9 protein-coding genes and 1 pseudogene are annotated in these 17374 nt (G+C 64.7%); 4 read left to right on the forward strand and 6 right to left on the reverse strand.

Annotated elements, in window-relative coordinates; all coding sequences use genetic code 11:
- Positions 1-5: 5 nt before the first annotated feature.
- Positions 6-2843, reverse strand: coding sequence for a TonB-dependent receptor (locus C8J44_RS00780; protein WP_121902982.1), 2838 nt, complete (start codon positions 2841-2843; stop codon positions 6-8).
- Between the two features lie 949 nt (positions 2844-3792).
- On the opposite strand from C8J44_RS00780, the gene nagA reads away from it, so the two are divergent.
- Positions 3793-4947 carry an N-acetylglucosamine-6-phosphate deacetylase gene (gene nagA / locus C8J44_RS00785; protein ID WP_121902983.1) on the forward strand — a complete coding sequence of 385 codons (1155 nt, stop codon included), beginning with the start codon at positions 3793-3795 and terminating at the stop codon, positions 4945-4947.
- 55 nt (positions 4948-5002) lie between these two features.
- Here the strand turns inward: nagA and C8J44_RS00790 are convergent, their stop codons facing one another.
- Positions 5003-5764, reverse strand: a complete 762-nt coding sequence (locus tag C8J44_RS00790) for a GntR family transcriptional regulator (protein ID WP_060525296.1) — start codon at positions 5762-5764, stop codon at positions 5003-5005.
- Between the two features lie 78 nt (positions 5765-5842).
- Complete coding sequence (gene galA, locus C8J44_RS00795; RefSeq protein ID WP_121902984.1) at positions 5843-8731, reverse strand: beta-galactosidase GalA; 2889 nt, start codon at positions 8729-8731, stop codon at positions 5843-5845.
- A 328-nt stretch (positions 8732-9059) separates the two neighbouring features.
- Here galA and C8J44_RS00800 point away from each other — a divergent pair, with 328 nt between their 5' ends.
- Positions 9060-11189: a TonB-dependent siderophore receptor gene (locus C8J44_RS00800; protein ID WP_121903746.1), complete on the forward strand. Its 2130-nt coding sequence runs from the start codon at positions 9060-9062 to the stop codon at positions 11187-11189.
- A 20-nt stretch (positions 11190-11209) separates the two neighbouring features.
- Here the strand turns inward: C8J44_RS00800 and C8J44_RS00805 are convergent, their stop codons facing one another.
- The 3 genes and pseudogenes from C8J44_RS00805 to C8J44_RS00815 all read right to left on the reverse strand — a co-directional run bounded on the left by C8J44_RS00805 (position 11210) and on the right by C8J44_RS00815 (position 12986).
- Entirely contained in the window at positions 11210-11827 is a 618-nt protein-coding gene (locus tag C8J44_RS00805; RefSeq protein WP_404969183.1) for a GH32 C-terminal domain-containing protein, read from the reverse strand.
- Positions 11804-12540: pseudogene (locus tag C8J44_RS18670) on the reverse strand (hypothetical protein); the annotation flags it as partial. The pseudogene C8J44_RS18670 and the gene C8J44_RS00805, both read right to left, overlap by 24 nt.
- The gene (locus tag C8J44_RS00815; RefSeq protein ID WP_259466642.1) at positions 12465-12986 is read right to left on the reverse strand and encodes a helix-turn-helix domain-containing protein; all 522 of its coding nucleotides are present in this window, start codon (positions 12984-12986) and stop codon (positions 12465-12467) included. The pseudogene C8J44_RS18670 and the gene C8J44_RS00815, both read right to left, overlap by 76 nt.
- A 336-nt stretch (positions 12987-13322) precedes the next feature.
- Here C8J44_RS00815 and C8J44_RS00820 point away from each other — a divergent pair, with 336 nt between their 5' ends.
- Both C8J44_RS00820 and C8J44_RS00825 read left to right on the forward strand, forming a co-directional pair.
- Entirely contained in the window at positions 13323-14456 is a 1134-nt protein-coding gene (locus C8J44_RS00820) for an ROK family transcriptional regulator (protein WP_121902988.1), read from the forward strand.
- Positions 14457-14563: 107 nt separating this feature from the next.
- Positions 14564-17362, forward strand: a complete 2799-nt coding sequence (locus C8J44_RS00825) for a TonB-dependent receptor (protein WP_121902989.1) — start codon at positions 14564-14566, stop codon at positions 17360-17362.
- Positions 17363-17374 lie beyond the last annotated feature (12 nt).

Consider the following 17374-nt stretch of genomic DNA (forward strand, 5'->3'; position numbering starts at 1 on the left):
CTAGATCAGAACCGTGCGGTTGCGGACAGATAGAACGTCCGGCCGGTGCGGCTGGCGAGCTGGAACGTGTCCTCGTTGGTCTGATACGCGTCTTCGTGCGTGTCGTTGAGGTTGATGATGCCGCCGGTGAAGCTCAGGAACTTCGTCGGCGTGAAGCCGAGCGCCAGATCCATCTGCGTCCGCGCGCGGACCGTGTGGATCTGGCCGCCATCGACGAAGAAGCTGGTCGACGCGTCCTGCTTGTACGGACTGCGATGGTTCACCGAGAGACGAACGCTGAACATCTCGTTTTCCCAATAGGGCGTCAGGTTCCAGGTGAGTTTCGACAGGTCGCGCAGGTTGAAACCCGTGCCCAGCGCCGGGGAGTCGGCGTTGACCACCGTGACGTTGCCGGTAGCGCCAAAGCCCTGCAGCGGCAGGAAGCCGTCGAAGCTTTCGGAGGCGGCGAGTTCGACGCCCTTGACGTGGATGACGCTGTTGTCGTTCAGCTTGCGGCTGAAATTATAGTCCGTGGTACCATCCGTCGACGCGCAGCCGCCGACCTGGCCGTTCAACGTCACGCCGTTGAACGAGGTCGGGCAATAGAACTGCGTGAACGTGCCGTTCTTCACCGCCTTGTAGAAGCCGGCGATGCTGATCGAATTGCCGCGACCGTGGTAATATTCGAAGCTGATGTCGGCCTGGTTTGCGGTGAGCGGCTTCAGGCGCGATTCGCCGTTCGACACGGACACGCTGGGACGGATGCCGGTGTTGTCGGTGACGAACGTGTCCGCCATCTGGGTCTGGCTGTTCAACAGCGGCCGCACCAGCACCTTGGCAAGCGCGACGCGTGCCACGAGGCGGTTGCTCAGATCCAGCGCGAAGGACGCGCTCGGCAGGACGTTGCCGTAATCCTGGATCACGTTCTGCGTACCCAGCAGCGGAGAGCCGCTGTCGGTACCGGCGGTGACGTTTGACGTGACGTTCTGATGGGTGTGTTCGTAACGAACGCCGACGTTGCCGCGGAGCGACTTGCCGAACAGCACCGCGTCCAGATTGGCCATCGCATAGACCGCGGGAATGTAGCGGTCGACTCGGTAGCTGTTCGCCCAGTCGCGAACGTCCGGGACGGCGATCCCCTTCGCCGCGAGGATCGACTGCCAGAGCGGCGCATTGGTTTCGAGGAAGGTGCTAGGGATGCCGATCTTGCCGTCGAGGAAGTTCGTGACGGGAATGCCGGTCGTGCTCAGGTTCGGGATGAACGCATATTCGGGATACAGATCCGGCCGCGTCACGTCGGCATCGCGGTCATGACGATAGGCGTCGGTCTGGAAGCTTTCGTGATGATATTTCACGCCGAACACCAGCGACTTGACGCCGAACGCCCCGATATCCTTGGTGAGGTCGAACTGGCCCGATACGTCCTTGGCCATCTGGATGTGCGTGGCACCGTCGACGAACGCGAAATAGGTGCGATTGGCCGGGTTGAACAGCGTGCCGTTCCAAACGCCCGGGTCGGTCGCGAATTTGACGTTGTGCGGGTCGGAGATGTCGAGCGTCCCCCCCGAGGCGACGTTTGCGCCGTCGATCGAGGCGAACTCGCGGAGATCGGCATCGCCCCGGGTGTAGTGCGCGACGGCGTGGACGTTCCAGGTGTCACCCGGTTGCCAGTTGACCGTGCCGGTATAGGCCTGGGTCTTGAGGTTGCGCGTCTCGGGCTGGTCGTTGTTGCCGACGCCGAAGTTGCTGATGGCGATCTTGTTCGCGACGCCGTTCGCGCTGTCGAGGACCGTGATCGTGCTCGGGTTCGTGCTGTCCTTCGGATCCCAGCGGCCGAATACCAGCTGCTGCGTGTCGTAGCGCGTGTCGTCCTTCGAATATTCGCCTTGCAGCAGCACTTCGAAGTTCGATTGCGGCTTCCACTGGATCGCACCGCTGGCCATCAGCTGCTTGGTGTCGCGATCGATGCGGCGCAGGCGGAAATTGCCGGGCACGAAGTTGTTGGGATCGACGACGCCGGGATTGTACCAGTTCTTGACGAAGGCATAGTCGCCACGGTCCGTCAGCTCCTGGTAGCTGACGTTCGCCATCACGCCCAGCGTGCCGCCGGCGAAGCTGTCGATATAGGCGCCGCTGATCTTCGGCGTGATCTTCTTGCCGCGATATTCGGAATTATAGCCCTTCACGCCGACTATGAAACGCGGGCCCTTATAGGCGAGTGGCTTCACCGTATCGATGTTGACGGTGCCCGACAGGCCACCGGTGTCCATGTCGGCGGTCGGCGACTTGACGACCTGGATCGCGCTGGCGAGATCGGTCTGGATGATGTCGTAGCGGAAGCCGTCCTTGAAGTCGGCGCTGGCGAAGGTCTGGCCGTTGATCGTAGTGCGGGCATATTGCGCGCCGAGACCGCGGATGCTGATCGTCGAGCCACGGCCGTTGATATTCGACATCTGCACGCCGGCGATGCGCTGGATCGCTTCGGTGACGTTCTGCGCCGGAAACTTGCCGATATCCTCGGCGGTGATGCCGTCCGAGATGCGGATATCGTTGCGCTTCGCCTGTGCCGCCGACGCAAGGCTCTGGCGGAAGCCGGTTACGGTGATCTCGGCACCATCCGCGCCATCGGTCTGGCCGCTCGTCGCGGACGGGGGCGCAGGCGCTGGGGCTAGAGTCTGGGGTGGTGTCTGGGCCGGTGTCTGGGGTGGTGTCTGAGCAGGCGGCGACGTCGGATCGCCAGGCGGCGCGGTCTGTGCGCTGACCGGCGTGATCGCCGCAAGAGCTGCACAGCAACTCGTCGCGAGTAGCCACACTTTCGTGGAGGAGCCGGCGCCCTGTGTGCGGTTGCGTCTGCCGTGCGTCATGTAAATCCCCTCTGATGCGACAATGAAGCGCGGCACCCGGTTTTTTAACCGATGTGCAGCCCGAACCCTGCGTTATGTCGGAGTTTCACGGATAAGCCGGTGGCCTGTCAAGTACGATATAGTACAAAAACATAACGTCTTCGCGGGCCACGAGGCATATTGGTATTGCTGGATCGGAAAAGCGTTGGTTGCCAATTGGATATGGCGAAAGAGGTGCGCGTCAGAACTGCGCTACATCTTTGCAATGACATAACATACCAGGGTCTTGCGCCCCGAAGGCAGGTCGTTGCACGCGGTGCCAGGCACTTTCTGTCCTCCTGATCGAATCGATCGCCACGGGAGAAATATGGCTGTCCCGCATCGGTAGTGTGCAAAAAACGCAATTTCTGACGCTGCCATCGAAAGACATATGCAATACCATTGATACCGCTTTCGAAGCATGCATAATAAGACCCATGCGAAGCGATGCCGAAGGTCGTGAGAACGATCTCGAAGGGCGTGTCGCGGCGGTATGTCTTGCCGACTAAGGGGTAGTGATGTTTGCAATTGATCGCTCGGGGAGCGACGGGTTGGTCACCTCGAGATACTGCAAGGAGAAACCGGGCTTTGAGTCTGTGGCGACCTTGTCACGAGGTGTTCTGCTGTGTTGGGATACCTTGCTGAACGAGCGTCATTGCGTCGAGTATTGCCGACTGGATCGAGATTTTGCGAACCAGCCCCAGCCAACGTCTCACAATACTCAACGCGCCACCGATAGCGCTCCCATGACCAACCAAAGCTGCACAGAAAGGTTATACTCCGACAAATCGCCTAAGCATGGACTTGCGACGGCGTGTCTGACTAGATTGGCGATGGTAGCGCTGTCTTACGGACCCGCGAGCGCGATCGCGGCATCGGGTAAATTTGAACGCGATCGTTCACCCGGCGTCCAAAAGGGGAGCCGGTCGTGATGCGCACCATCGACGTTCGCGGTGGCCGAATCCTGGTCGGCGGAGAAACGCGCCATGACGCCCGGCTTACGATATCGGACGGGCGCCTGCGCGCGATCGAGCCGGCGGCGGTTGGCAGTGACGCGGCCGGCGATTACGTAGCGATCGATCTGGCGGGCGGCTGGCTGCTGCCGGGGTTCATCGACACGCAGGTGAACGGCGGCGGCGGGGTGCTGTTCAACAACGCGCTCGGGATCGAGGGTCTGGCACGGATTGCGGCGGCACACGCCCGGTTCGGCACCACCGCATTGCTGCCGACGCTGATCACCGACACCGCCGAGGCGATCGAGGCAGCGCTGGACGCGGTCGACGTGGCGATCGCGGCCGGCGTGCCCGGTATCGTCGGCGTGCATATCGAAGGGCCGTTCATCAACGGCACGCGCAAGGGGATCCACGATCCCGCGCTGATCCGCACGCTCGACCGGTCGATCATCGACATCCTGTGCCGACCGCGGCGTGGCGTCGTCATGATGACGCTCGCGCCGGAAGTCGTCGCCGTCGAGGATATCGCGCAACTCGCTGCGGCGGGGGTTATCCTGAGTGCCGGGCATACCGACGCGACCTACGACGAGGCGCTGGCGGGCTTTGCTGCCGGGATCACCGGCGTGACGCACGTCTTCAACGCGATGTCGCCGTTGCTCCACCGGGCGCCGGGCATGGTGGGGGCTGCGTTGAGCGAGGCCGCGATCTGGTGCGGAATCATCGCCGACGGGGTGCATGTCGCGCCCGCCGCGCTCGATATCGCGTTTCGGAGCAAGGGGGCCGATCGCCTGATGCTGGTGACTGACGCGATGCCGAGCGTCGGATCGGACGACGATTTCTTCCTGCTCAACGGCCGCCGGATGACGGTCGAGGGCGGGGTGTGCATGGGCGAGGACGGTACGCTGGCCGGCGCGCATCTCGACATGGCGCAGGCGGTGCGGACGATGTGCGCGGCGACCGGCGCCGACCTGCCGACCGTCAGCCGGATGGCAAGCGCGTCGCCCGCCGCGTTTCTCGGGATGGCGCAGGACCGCGGCACGCTGTCGGTCGGATTGCGCGCGGACTTCGTCGTGCTGGATGCGGCGCTGGAGCCGGTGCAGACGTGGATCGGCGGGATCAAGGTCGCCGGCTGACCGCGGCTGGCGGGTCGCGTCGGCGAGGTGCCCGATGTGATCCTGCAGGGCAGCGTCAGCTATGGTGGAGTTCTGCGACAAGGTCGTAGGCGTCGCCGCGATAATAGGAATGCGTGACCTCGATCACGCGGCCATCGGCGGCGAAGGAGCGCCGTTCGATCATCAGCCCCGGGTCACGCTCCTCGATGCCGAGCAGCACGGCGTGCTCTTTGCCGAAGCAGATCGCGCGGACGCGTTGCAGCGCCCGTACGGGGCGGTTTCCGTTGGCGGCGAGCGCGCCGTACAACGAGGACACGACATCATCGAGCCGCTTCAGGCCCCAGCTGGGCACCGTGGCATATTCGACCGCCATCGTCTCGTCGTCGGCGAAGCGGATGCGCTGGAAACGGAAGACGTGCGACCCCGGCGAGAGACCCAGCGCGAGCGCCTCCTCGGGGGTCACCGACCCTTCGGACCGATCGATCCACTCGCTGGACGGGCGCCGGCCGCGTGCCAGCATGTCTTCGGAGAAGGACGACAGCGCGGAGAAGTTCTTCTCGACGCGGCTGGCGTCCTGCACGCCCGGGCTTCGGGATACGAACGTGCCGGCCCCCCGCCGCCGTTCGAGCAGACCATCGGTGACCAGCGCCTCCAGCGCCTTGCGGATCGTCACGCGCGATAGCTGGAACTCGTCGCACAGTTCCCGTTCGCTCGGCAGCGCGGTGCCCGCCGCGAGCCGCCGGGTTTCGATTGCGGTGCGGATCAGGCCCTGCAACCATAGATAGCGCGGGCCGCTGCTCGTCGCGGCCGTAACGTCTAGAAGGTCGATGAACGCCATAGAGGCTTGGCGTAACACTTGCCGCCGCACATGTCATACATCCGTTGGACACTGTGCCGCGGATGGTTCCCACTCGCCCTACCAGACCGCCACGCTGCGGCTGAGGCCGGTCGCCTCGCCCGCATCGGCCTGCAGCAGCAGCGTCACGACGCGCTCCTGTTCGCCCGCCGGGAGAGGCGCGACCATCGCTGCTTCTGCCGGGTCGCTTTTGGTGGCGACGCGTTGGCCGTCGACCCATAGCTCGGCGCGGCCGATCACGCCGGCGAAATGCAGCGTACCACCGCGAACCGCGACGTGCCGGCGGGGCATGAATCGACCCTGGATCAGCGTGTAGGCACGCGCGGGCTGCGCTTCCTCGAGCCGTCCGGTGCGGACATAGCTCAGGCTGCGCCATTGCTGCGCCGGGTAGATCGTCCGCGCGTCGGGCGCCTGGGCGACGAACGGCGTGCGCCGCCATTCGCCGAGATGGTGGACCGACGGCGTCACCGCGACGGCGCGAGTCTGCGCGGCGACCAGCGGAAACGCCACGCGCGCGGGGGGCAGCCCGGCGACGCGCGCGGTCAGCACCAGTTGCTTCGCGCCGGGAAGCGATCGCACCAGCACCTGCGCGAAACCGTTGAACAGCTTGCGGGCATTGCCCTGCTCCGGGTCGTGATCGTTGGGATTGCCGTTGCCGACGCCGACGATCTCGCCGCCCTCGACTCCGAAGGTGACGGTATCGTTCGCGGTCGGCACGTGTAGACCGGCCGCATCGATCAGGTCGACGCTGATCGGCTGCACGTCGGCACCGTCGCCGAGCATCATTGGGCGATCGGGAGTCAGCCGCAGCGTGGCGGGCCGGCCCGCGGTCGTAACGCTGGCGCGAACGACTTCGCGACCGCCGCGGTAGCCGATGGCTTCGAGCGTGCCCGGCGCGAACGGCACCTGCCATTCGGGCGTTTCGAACGGTTTGCACGTCTGGCGGCCGATCGGCTGGCCGTTGAGCGACAGCGCCACTGCCTCGACGTTGGTCGGGACCATCACCTTGATCGGCTGGCCCTCGCGTCCGGCCCAGTTCCAGTGCGGACCGATCGCGATTATCGGCTCCGCGGTGATCCACTGTGCGCGCCGCAGATGATAGGCCATCTTGGCAAAGCCACACAGGTCGAGGATGCCGAACGAGCTCGATGCCGCCGGCCAGGGCAACGGCGTCGGTTCGCCGTGATAGTCGAACCCGGTCCAGACGAAGGTCGCCGCGATGAACGGGCGGCTGCCGATCATCCGCCAGCTCTTGTGATGCGTCAGGCCCCATTCGGGCGCTTCGGTATCGTAGGAGGTCAGCACGTTGCGCGCCGTGTCGCTCGTCCACTCGCCGCGCGTCATGACCGCGCTGGTGTCCTCGGTGCTGAGCAGCGGGCGGTCGGGGTGGAGTTTGTGGTAGCGATCGTACCAGCCGTGCTTGTAGTTGAACCCGACCACGTCGACCGCATCGGCGCCGTTCAGCGGCGTGAACATGCCGTCGTTCATCGCCGCGGTGACGGGGCGGGTATCGTCCAGCGCCTTGACCGCGGCGGCGAGGCGGCGGACCATCTCATAGCCCTGTTCGCTGCCCTGCATCGGCTCTTCGTTGAGCACCGACCACAGGATGATGCTGGGCCGGTTGCGATCCCGCCGGACCATCCATTCGAGCTGCGCCAGATAGTCGGGGCTGGGATCGAAATGGCGGTTCTCGGCCATCACAAGCATGCCGAGCCGGTCGCACGCATCGAGCATGCCGGCGTCGGCGGTGCCATGCGTGAAGCGGATTGCGTTGGCACCGATCTGCTTCAGGCGACGCACGCGCCACTCCATCAGCGCGGCGGGCACCGCGACGCCGACGCCGGCATGGTCCTGATGGATGCACACCCCCTTGATCTTGAGCGACGTCCCGTTGAGGTGGAAACCGGTTGCCGGATCGAACGCGGCGATGCGGAAACCGATCTCAGTACGGCGGCTGTCGATGGTCTTGCCGCCCTGCACCAGCCGCGTGTGCATCGTGTAGAGCGTCGGCGTCTCGGGGGACCACAGGTTTGGTCGCGCGACCGGCAGCAGCATCGTAGCGGTTGCCGTCGCCAGCGGGGCCGCGGTGGCGGTGGCACTCGACCGCGCCACGGTGCGACCGTTCGCGTCCTGCAACACCGCTTCGACCGTCGCCTGACCCGGCGTGGCACCGGCATTGCCGAGCGTTACCGTGACCGGTATCTGCCAGCCGCCATCCGCCTGCGCAATTGGCGTAGCATGCACGCCATCGGTCGCGATGTGCAGCGCGGGTCGAACCGCCAGCCAGCAATCGCGGTACAGTCCGGCGCCCTCATACCACCAGCCTTCCATGACATCGCCGTCGACGCGGACCGCGATGGTGTTGGGTTCGTCGCCGAAGCGGGCATAGGGCGTGAGATCGACGGTCTGCTGGACATAGCCGGACAGGCTGTGCGCGACCGGCACGCCGTTGAACCAGACGGTGGCGTTGTTGGCCATTCCGCCGAGCTGAAGTTCGAGATACTGGCCGTGCCAGTCTGCCGGTAGGACGACGTAGCGACGATACCAGCCGACGCCGCGACGGCGATACCCGAACGCGTCGTTCTGGTCGGATTCGACCGGGTGCGCGATCGCCCAGTCGTGCGGAAGCTGCACGGCGGTCCAGTCGGAATCATCATAGTCCAGACCGGCGGCGCCCTGCGCGTTGCCTGCCTTGGTCGCGGCATAGGTCTCGTCGTTGCCACGCACGGCGGGGACGGGGATGTCGCCTTCATGGAACAGCCAGCCATGGTTGAGCGCGATCAGGCTCGGATCGGCAGGTGCGTGCGGCGAGGGTAGATGTCCGAGCGGGATTGGCATGTCGGGCGATAGCGCTGTACCGGTCGGACCACGACGTTCTGCCAGAGAGGGTTGCGCCAGCGACGCGGCAAGCGCCGACGACGAAACGACGAAACTGCGACGGTCGAGCATCTGGCCTCCCTGAATACATCTGCAAGGCCAAAACAATACATCAACGCTTGACGCGCTCAACTGACAAATCCGCGGATGCCGATCTCAGCCTGTGCATCGCCCTTTGCCGATGCGCACGGTGCCTACGACGATCGGCAATTTGGCTGAGGCGGTTTGCTTCTCGGCTAGGTTCCTCTGCTTGGCTGTCGGTAAACCCCACTAAGGCCAATCTAGGTATCGGTCGGCGATGCGATCGATCCGTTACACGTTGTTGCAATCCACTCGCATTAGCCATAAGCGGGCGAAATCGCTGCAGCGGAGACCCGCGGGCGAAACCAAGGGGTTGCCGATGCGTCAAAGTTATAACCGGAGCGCGTGTCGGAGCGTAGCCTATGCGAGCCTGAGCGCGATCGCGTTGAGTATCGGGATGGGCCTGCCGATGACGGCATACGCGCAGGATGCCGCCGACCGCGACGTGGCGAGCGGTAGCAGAAGCGACATCGTCGTCACCGCGCGGCAGGCGAGTGCCAGCATCCTGGGCAGCGACGTACCGATCAGGATCTATCCGCAGTCGGTGCGTGTGTTCGGCCAAAAGGAACTCGAGGCGCTCAACACCACACGGCTCGACGACGTGCTCGATCTTGCCGGCGGCGTGTCGCGCCAGAACGATTTCGGTGGACTATGGGACAAGTACGCGATCCGCGGGTTTGCTGGCGACGAGAACGCTGGTCCGGATATCATGATCAACCGCTTCAGCAGCAACCTCGGCTACAACGCGCCCATCGACACGGCGACGGTCGAGCGGATCGAGGTGCTGAAAGGGGCCGGCGCCGCGCTATCGGGCCGGGGCGAGCCTGGCGGATCGATCAATATCGTCACCAAGGCGCCACTCGATCACCTTCATGCGTCGGCCAGTGCCAGTTATGGAAGCTGGGACAGCGGGAGGCTGACAGCAGACGTCGGCGGTCCGATCGCCAAGGGGGTGTCCGTTCGGCTGATCGGCGTCGGCGAGGAGCATGACAGCTTCCGGGACCATGTCGAAGGATCGCGCCGCCTGATCGCGCCGTCGGTGTCATGGCAGGCGTCGGACGCGCTGCGCGTCCTCTACCAGGCCGAGTATATGCGTAACGAAGCGACCCTGGATCGCGGCGTGGTCGGCATTGCCGGCAATGCGCGGGCGATGGACCGGGACACGTTTCTGGGCGAACCGGCGGACGGACCGATCGTCCAGAAGATCCTGTGGCAACAGGCCACGGTCTTCGCAGACCTGGGCAAGGGTATCGGGTTCGAGGTCGGCGGCAGCCAGCGTGACGGTTCGCTACGCGGGTTCGGCACCATGGTCGATTTCGGCGCTCGCGGACTCCAGGCGAACGGACTCACCGCCGGGCGCGACCGTCGTTATCACGATTTCGCGTGGGATGACCTCACGCTGCGCGCCGAGTTGACGGGATCGCTGCGCTTCCTCGGCCTAGACCATGATCTGCGTCTCGGCGTCGACAGGGTGCGCCACTTCATGGACTTTCGGCTCGATCGCGCGCGCGGCACGACCACTCGCCCGATCCTGGTTATCGACCTGTTCGACCCGGTCTACGGTCAGCCCTTGCCGGTACCGCCGGCCAACGTCAGTCGTACCGAATCCTTCCGTAGCGAAAGCGTGTATGCGCAGGATATCGTCCGCGCGGGCGACTTCACGCTGTTGCTCGGCGCGCGTTGGAACAGCTTTCGACAGACCGTGCGCAATCGGCTGACCGGCAATGCCGATCTCGACACGGTGGACCGCGGTGTGACGCCGCGCGCCGCTCTGTCATGGCAGGTCGGTAAGGGCCTATCGCTCTACACGAGCTGGGGGCAATCCTTGCGGCTCAATCCATCCGACGGCATCTCCACCTTCGACGCGGAACGGAGCCGCTCGACCGAATTGGGCGGCAAGTTCGCGGTCCTGCACGGCGTAGTGACGGGCCAGGCGGCAGTGTTCGACATGGAAAAGCGCAACGTCCTGAATCCGAACGCGACCGACCCGTTCGTGAAAAGCCAGATCGGGCTCCAGCGCTCGCGGGGCGCCGAAGCGGAAGCCACGGTGAACGTGACGGACGATCTCTACGCCACGGCCACGTACACCTATGTCGACGCGACCGTCCGGCAGGACGTGGACCGGACGCTGATCGGCACGCGTTTGTCGAACGTGCCTAAGAACGCATGGGCGCTGTTTGCCGTCAAACAGATCGGCGGGCTGTCGGTGGGTGGTGGTATCAGCCACTCGGGGAGCCGGGCCGGCGATCCGTTCGCCAGCGGGTATCGTCTGCCCGCCTACACCATCGCGCGCGCGAATGTGAGCTATGCCGTGTCGGAGCACCTGACGATGCGCGTCGATATCGATAACATCTTCGACAAATATTATATCTCGAGTTCGTATGCCAATGTGTGGACGACGCCGGGGGCGCCGCGCAACGTGCGACTGACGATCACTTCACGCCTGTGAGGTCGTCCGGCCGGATAACCTTAGGGCGCCGCTAAAACGGGTTTCGATCGGCTGGAGTTATCGACAGGCCTGATCGCGACGTCGGACACGGTTACGCTGCCGCCGGTGCTCTTGAGGTGCAATCCGGTGGCATCGAGTGGCGCGGTGATGAGGGCCGACATCGTCGCCGTTCCGTCGGCGAGAAAAAGCTCCACCGAACCGGAGTCGATGAACAGGCTGATATGGACGGCACCTTTGGTGAAGTCGCACACGATACTTCGGGGCTGTCGCCATACATCAACGTCCGGCTGATTGGGGCCGCTATCGGCTCGCTCCAGGCAGACGATATTGTCATGCGCCCTGAAGATGAATCGGGTCGCAAAGCGGCCATCCGCTCGAACCGATAGCACCACCTTGGCCGGCCAGATCTGTCCGACCCGGGTGATCGTGAGATCGATACGACACGCGGCGGTCTGTGCACCTGTCGGCCAGACATATTCCGACCTTTCGGCGATCGTTTGATCCTGTCCGGCAATGGCTTCGGCAAAGACCGTATTCTGTTCGGGGAGCGGCGTGCTGATCAGGCGCGGGACGTCGTCGACACGCTGAAGCCGTAGCTGGCGAACAAGGCTGAGTTGCCCGCGGTAATCGTGCGCGATCGGGATTTTCTTCACGTAATCCCAGTTGCTCATCCATGCGATCGCGTACGCCGAGGCGAGCGGATCAGCCGCGGCCGGATCGGTCCAGACGACCGCGGCATAGAAATCCGCACCGCTGTCGACCCACTGTCCCTCCGGGGCATCCGCCGTGAAACTCTTCCCGTCGAAATACCGACCCAATAATAGGCGCCGACGGTAAAGCCAAGTTTGGTGCCGTTGCCGCCGACCAGCAATATCCATTTGTCTGCCGAGATCTCACCGTTCGCGTCGTACAGATGCAGCTTGAACAGGTGCGAGCATTCCATGACGCGGCCGACGATCGCCGAGGCGAAGCCACTGGCATATGTCCACTGTTTGAGGTTGGCGGACGTGTAGACTCCGATCTTGCCCTCTTCGGACAGGGTCATCACCCAGCGTTCGGTCGGCGCATGCCAGAACACGGTGGGATCCCGGAAATCCTTGTAACCGCCGGGATTGGGCAGGACGATGTCATGGAACGCAAAACTCGCGCCGCTGTCGCGCAAGTACCACAAGGCGCAGGACTGGCCAGCGCCGAAACCAGCCGTATGCGCCGTATCCAAGACGGTACTCGCTCCACAACTCGCCGAAGCCCGTGTTGTGCGGGATCGCGATACCCCTATCCTGCCGCGCGACGAGGTCCTTCGAGGTCGTTCGTGCCGCCCGCTGGGTGGGTGGAATTGTAGAGCGTCCACAGCATCCAAAACCAAGGCTTGGCGATACCGATGCCCATGAACGCTTCGGCGCTCAACAGGTCCGTCGATGCGAGATGTTCGTCGATGAACGCGTCGATGTGGCCGAGCACGGTATCGATCGAGGGGAAGCTGCCGGCATGGCGACCGACCGCTTTGCGCTCTCCGTCGAAATCCAGGAGCACGATGGTGGTGTCGCCGCGCCCGACCTCGACGCCGACGCCGACGGTATATCCCCGCTTGCCGTTGATCCGGTAGATCGTCGCCGGCTGGCCCATGCCACCGGTGCGCCTGCCCGCCTGGAACAGCAGCCCGACCTCGGCCAGTTCATCGACGATGCGGACGACGGCTTGTGGAGACAGGCCCGTCATGCGAGCGAGCTCGGCCTTCGAAGCGCCGTTCATCCGTCGCACGGCCGACAGGATCAGGCGCTCATTATACCGTCGCATTCCGCCAGCATTCGTACCTCGCCGCATGGAATCCACGCCGTATCCTTTCATCCGTTATGCCGGAGCGTCGCGGAGACACTCGCCATCAGGCGTTCGCCGTTCCCCGATAAGGCACCGGGGCCCATACGGAAGGGTGCGCAGCCCTTTTTTTGGTCGCGATCCATCCGAAGATTTCCCGCAAGGCGAATGTGGCACTTGTCGTCCGACCTCTGGCGCATCCCGCTGCCGCGTGCGTGTCTAACGCCGCCGGATATTATTGACGTGCGCGAATTAAATCGAGCAGCGATCAGTACCGGACGCTAGGGCGGGCGTCTCGTCAGTCGCCAGGATGATCGCGTGCGCCCGAAACCCGAAATCCTGCTGTCCGAAGACCAGAAACGCATCGTCTGGGATCTGCGGATCAGCGGCCCCAGCGCGCGCACCGCACTCGCCGACCGGCTCGACATGCACAACGGCGGGGTCACGCGGTTGAGCCGCGAACTGATCGCGCTCGGGCTGGTCGAGGAGCATGTCCAGGACCAGCGGGCAGGGCGCGGCCGGCCGATCGTACCGCTGGGGATCTCAAGCCGTGGCGGCTATGCGGCAGGCGCGACGCTGCATCCGGGCTGGCTCGAGATCGCGCTGGTCGATTTCGCCGGGACGGTGATCGTTCGCGATCTTGAGCCGTTCGACAGCCCCGATCCGCGCGCGTTCGTCGAGGCGGTGGACCGACGGTTGCGTGGACTGAGCATGAGCCACAATGTGCTGCGGTCGCGCTTCCTGGGGCTGGGCGTCGCGGCGACCGGGCCGACGCTCGCGGGCGATCCGACGCGGCGCTGGACGGTCGACTGGCTGCAGGGCTGGCGCGATCTCGACCTGCAACGGCTGTTCGCCGACTATCTCGGCCTGCCGGTCTGGATCGAGAATGACGGGACGCTCGCCGCGCTCGCCGAATATTACGACAGCGGGCTGATCCGCACGTGCAGTTCGGCGATCGTCTTCTTCATCGGGCACGGGGTCGGCGGGGGGATCATCGTCGACCGCGCGATCCTGCGCGGCGAGCACGGCAATGCGGGCGAGATCGGCCGGTTGTTCCCGGGGAAATCCAAGCGGCCGTCTGGGATCGACCTGCTTGCGGAATTGCAGGCGGCCGGCGCCGACATCCGCGCGCTGAACGAGGTCGAGATGCATCAGGATACGCATGCCGCGTTGATCGACGCGTGGGTCGAGCGGGCTGGAGAGCAGCTTGCGGTCGCAGCCGATAGTGGGGTCGCATGGCTCGATCCTGGCGCGATCGTCGTATCGGGTGCGCTGCCGCTGCCGATCCTCCACGCGCTCGGTGCAGCGCTAGAACGCGCCGACTGGGCGACGGCCTTCCCCCATTTGCCGCGGCCGAAAATCCATGTGTCGCGACTTGGCAGCTGGGCGGCGGCGGTAGGCGCCGCACTGCTTCCAATCCACCAGCTCGTCGCGCCGAATGCCGAACGATGACGCGATTTATTTCCGGATAAATAAATAAAACTGCCACAACCACCGCCTAGCCGCGCCGTCATTGGGGGCGGGCAGTCGATGCCGGCCAGACGGGCGGGGATCTTCGCATGGTTGGGTTTTCATTTCGGTTGCTGGCACTCGCCGGCGTGTCGTCGATCGCGATCGTCGGTCCGGTCGCGGCGCAACAGACAGACGCCACGTCGGCGACCACGACATCGGCGACCGGGACGTCGGCGGCCGAACCCGCGACCGCGCCACCCGGGGATATCGTCGTCACCGGCATCCGGCGCGCCAACAACGTCGCGATCGAGGCCAAGCGCAACGCGACCAACATCATCGACGTGATCGGATCGAACGATGTCCGCGCGTTGCCGGACGCGACCATCGTCGAAGCGCTGCGGCGCATCCCCGGCCTGTCGGTCCTGCCTGCGACCGACAATGAGCATCCGCGCGACGAGGCCGCGACGCCGGTGATCCGCGGGCTCGGCCCCGCGTACAACAACGTCACGATCGACGGGTTGCCGCTCGCCTCGCCCGGCACGCCCAACGGAACGCTCGGCTCGATCTCGCGCGGGGTGCGTCTCGACATCCTGCCCGCGTCGATGATCAGCCAGTTGCAGGTCGTGAAGACCTTCACCGCCGATCTCGATCCGAACGCGGTCGGTGGCGCGATCAACATCGTGACGCGCAGCGCGTTCGAAGGCGGCGGCAAGCCGTTCGTCACGACCGAGGCGTCGCTCGGCCATGCGAACGACACCGGCCTGCCGCGCCACCAGCCCGATTTCGGCACGCGGCTCGGCGCGACGGTCAGCACGACGTTTGGCGCGAACCACCAGTACGGCGTCGTCCTGTCGGGCAATTACCAGACGCTCAGCAGCTACACCGACACGCACATGACAACCGATACGATCCACTATTCCTTCTACAACGCGGCGGGACAGCTTCAGACCGGCGCCGGCCTCGGCAACGGCTTTGCCGTGCCGCAGCAGGACAAATACTGGTACGTGATGGACAAGCGCGATCGCTACGGCCTTACCGGCAAGTTCGAGGTCCGGCCTACCGACACGCTCCAGGCCTATGCGTCGCTCGGCTATTATTATTTCAAGGACAAGATGGAGCGCAACGAGGTCCTGATCGACCCGCGCAACCGCGGCATCGTTCAGAACCAGACCGCGACCTCGGGCAATTATCCCGGCGGCGACGTCGAAGTGGGCTGGGAGAACGCCGATATCGTCACGCGGACGCGTGTCGCGCAAACCGGCCTGACGTGGCAGCCCGGCGATCGCCAGACGCTCTCGCTCAAGGGCAGCGCGTCGCGCGCGACCTATGACGAAGTGTTCCAGATGATCAAATACGCGACCGGCGTCGCACGGGCGGCGCCCGGCATCGCCGGGGCCACGCCGACCGCGACGTCGAACTTCGCGTTCGCCTACGACACCAGCCGCCTCGATCAGAAGTTCGCGGTCGATCCGGCCGCCTATAACAATTTGGCGAACTACAGCCTGCTCTATTACCGGCCGAACAACGAACGGCACGCCAGCGACACGGTGCTGACCGGCAGGCTCGATTACGGCTTCAATCAGGGCGCCGATGCGGACGGTATCGGGTTCGCGGCAGGCGCGAGCTACACCGACGATCGGCCCAAGTTCAACCTCGACCGGATCGATCTGGAGCCCAACACGACCGGTCGGCCGATCGGCCTTGCGACCGCGGTCGGCCCCGGCGGCGCGCCGCTCAACTATTCGAACGGCCTTTATCTGCTGACGATCGATCCGGCCGCCGCGGTCCGCGACATCACCGCGCAACCCGGATCGATCCTCAACAGCACGGATCAGTCGAGCTACAACAACCAGGACGATTTCCGCCATGTCGAGAAGATCGCGGGCGGCTATGCGCTCGCCAGCTACGTCTCGTCGGCGATCAACGCGCAGGCGGGCGTGCATCTCGATCACACGGACCAGTCGACCGTCGGACGGATCAAACGCAACGGCGTCTTCGTCGATCAGCCGACCAGATCGAACTACACCTACCTGCTGCCCTCGGCGATCGCGACCTGGCACGCGACGCACGCGATCGACCTGCGGGCGGCGGCCAGCCAGACGATCGGCCGACCGAGCTATGACAGCTATGCCGCGCGCAGTTCGATCGGCTTCGTCAACGCGAGCGATCTCGGCAACGGGGCGGCGACCGGCGTCAACGTCACGATCGGCAATCCCGACATCAAGCCGCGGCGGTCGACCAATCTCGACCTCGCCACCGACTGGACGCTGTCGAGCCGCTATGGCGGGATCGTCTCGCTCGCGGCGTTCTACAAGGACATCAAGGACGAGATCTTCAACGCCGCCTCGGTCGGCTACACCTATGAAGGGGTGAACTACGTCAACGCGGTCGTCACCAGGCCGACCAACGCGAGCAAGGCGAGCATCAAGGGGATCGAGGCGAGCGCGGTGCTGAACTCGCTCGAGTTCATCCACCCGCTGCTGAGCGGCTTCGGCGTCAGCGCCAACGCGGCGTTGCTCCGCGGGCGGATCGACGTGTTGAGCAGCGCCGGCGTCGCGCGCAGCATCGACCGGCTCGTCGGCCAGCCCGACAGCACGCTCAACGCCAGCGTGTTCTATGCGAAACATGGCCTGGAACTGCGCGCGGCCTACAACCGGCAGGGCAGGGCGCTGCGCACGATCATCAACGATATCGCCTGGCAGGACCTGTACTGGGCGCCGCGCGAGCAGGTCGACCTGACCGCGAACTATACGCTGCGGAACGGCGTCGCGGTGATCGGCCAGGTCAGCAACCTGACGCACAGCCGCCTGACTAGCTTTGCGGGGCCGGACAAGAATTTGCTCAAGGACAGCTATTCCGTGCCGACGACCTTCTGGCTCGGCCTCCGTTTCACGCCCAAATTCTGATCCTGGAAAGGT

Origin of the sequence: Sphingomonas sp. PP-CE-3A-406 (assembly GCF_003688625.1) — a bacterium.
In the GTDB taxonomy this organism is placed as follows: domain Bacteria; phylum Pseudomonadota; class Alphaproteobacteria; order Sphingomonadales; family Sphingomonadaceae; genus Sphingomonas.

Coding starts and splice junctions, on each gene's coding strand:
- C8J44_RS00780 (WP_121902982.1), bottom strand. CDS start 2,843: ATGACGCACGGCAGACGCAACCGCACACAGGGCGCCGGCTCCTCCACG.
- nagA (WP_121902983.1), top strand. CDS start 3,793: ATGCGCACCATCGACGTTCGCGGTGGCCGAATCCTGGTCGGCGGAGAA.
- C8J44_RS00790 (WP_060525296.1), bottom strand. CDS start 5,764: ATGGCGTTCATCGACCTTCTAGACGTTACGGCCGCGACGAGCAGCGGC.
- galA (WP_121902984.1), bottom strand. CDS start 8,731: ATGCTCGACCGTCGCAGTTTCGTCGTTTCGTCGTCGGCGCTTGCCGCG.
- C8J44_RS00800 (WP_121903746.1), top strand. CDS start 9,060: ATGCGTCAAAGTTATAACCGGAGCGCGTGTCGGAGCGTAGCCTATGCG.
- C8J44_RS00815 (WP_259466642.1), bottom strand. CDS start 12,986: ATGCGACGGTATAATGAGCGCCTGATCCTGTCGGCCGTGCGACGGATG.
- C8J44_RS00825 (WP_121902989.1), top strand. CDS start 14,564: ATGGTTGGGTTTTCATTTCGGTTGCTGGCACTCGCCGGCGTGTCGTCG.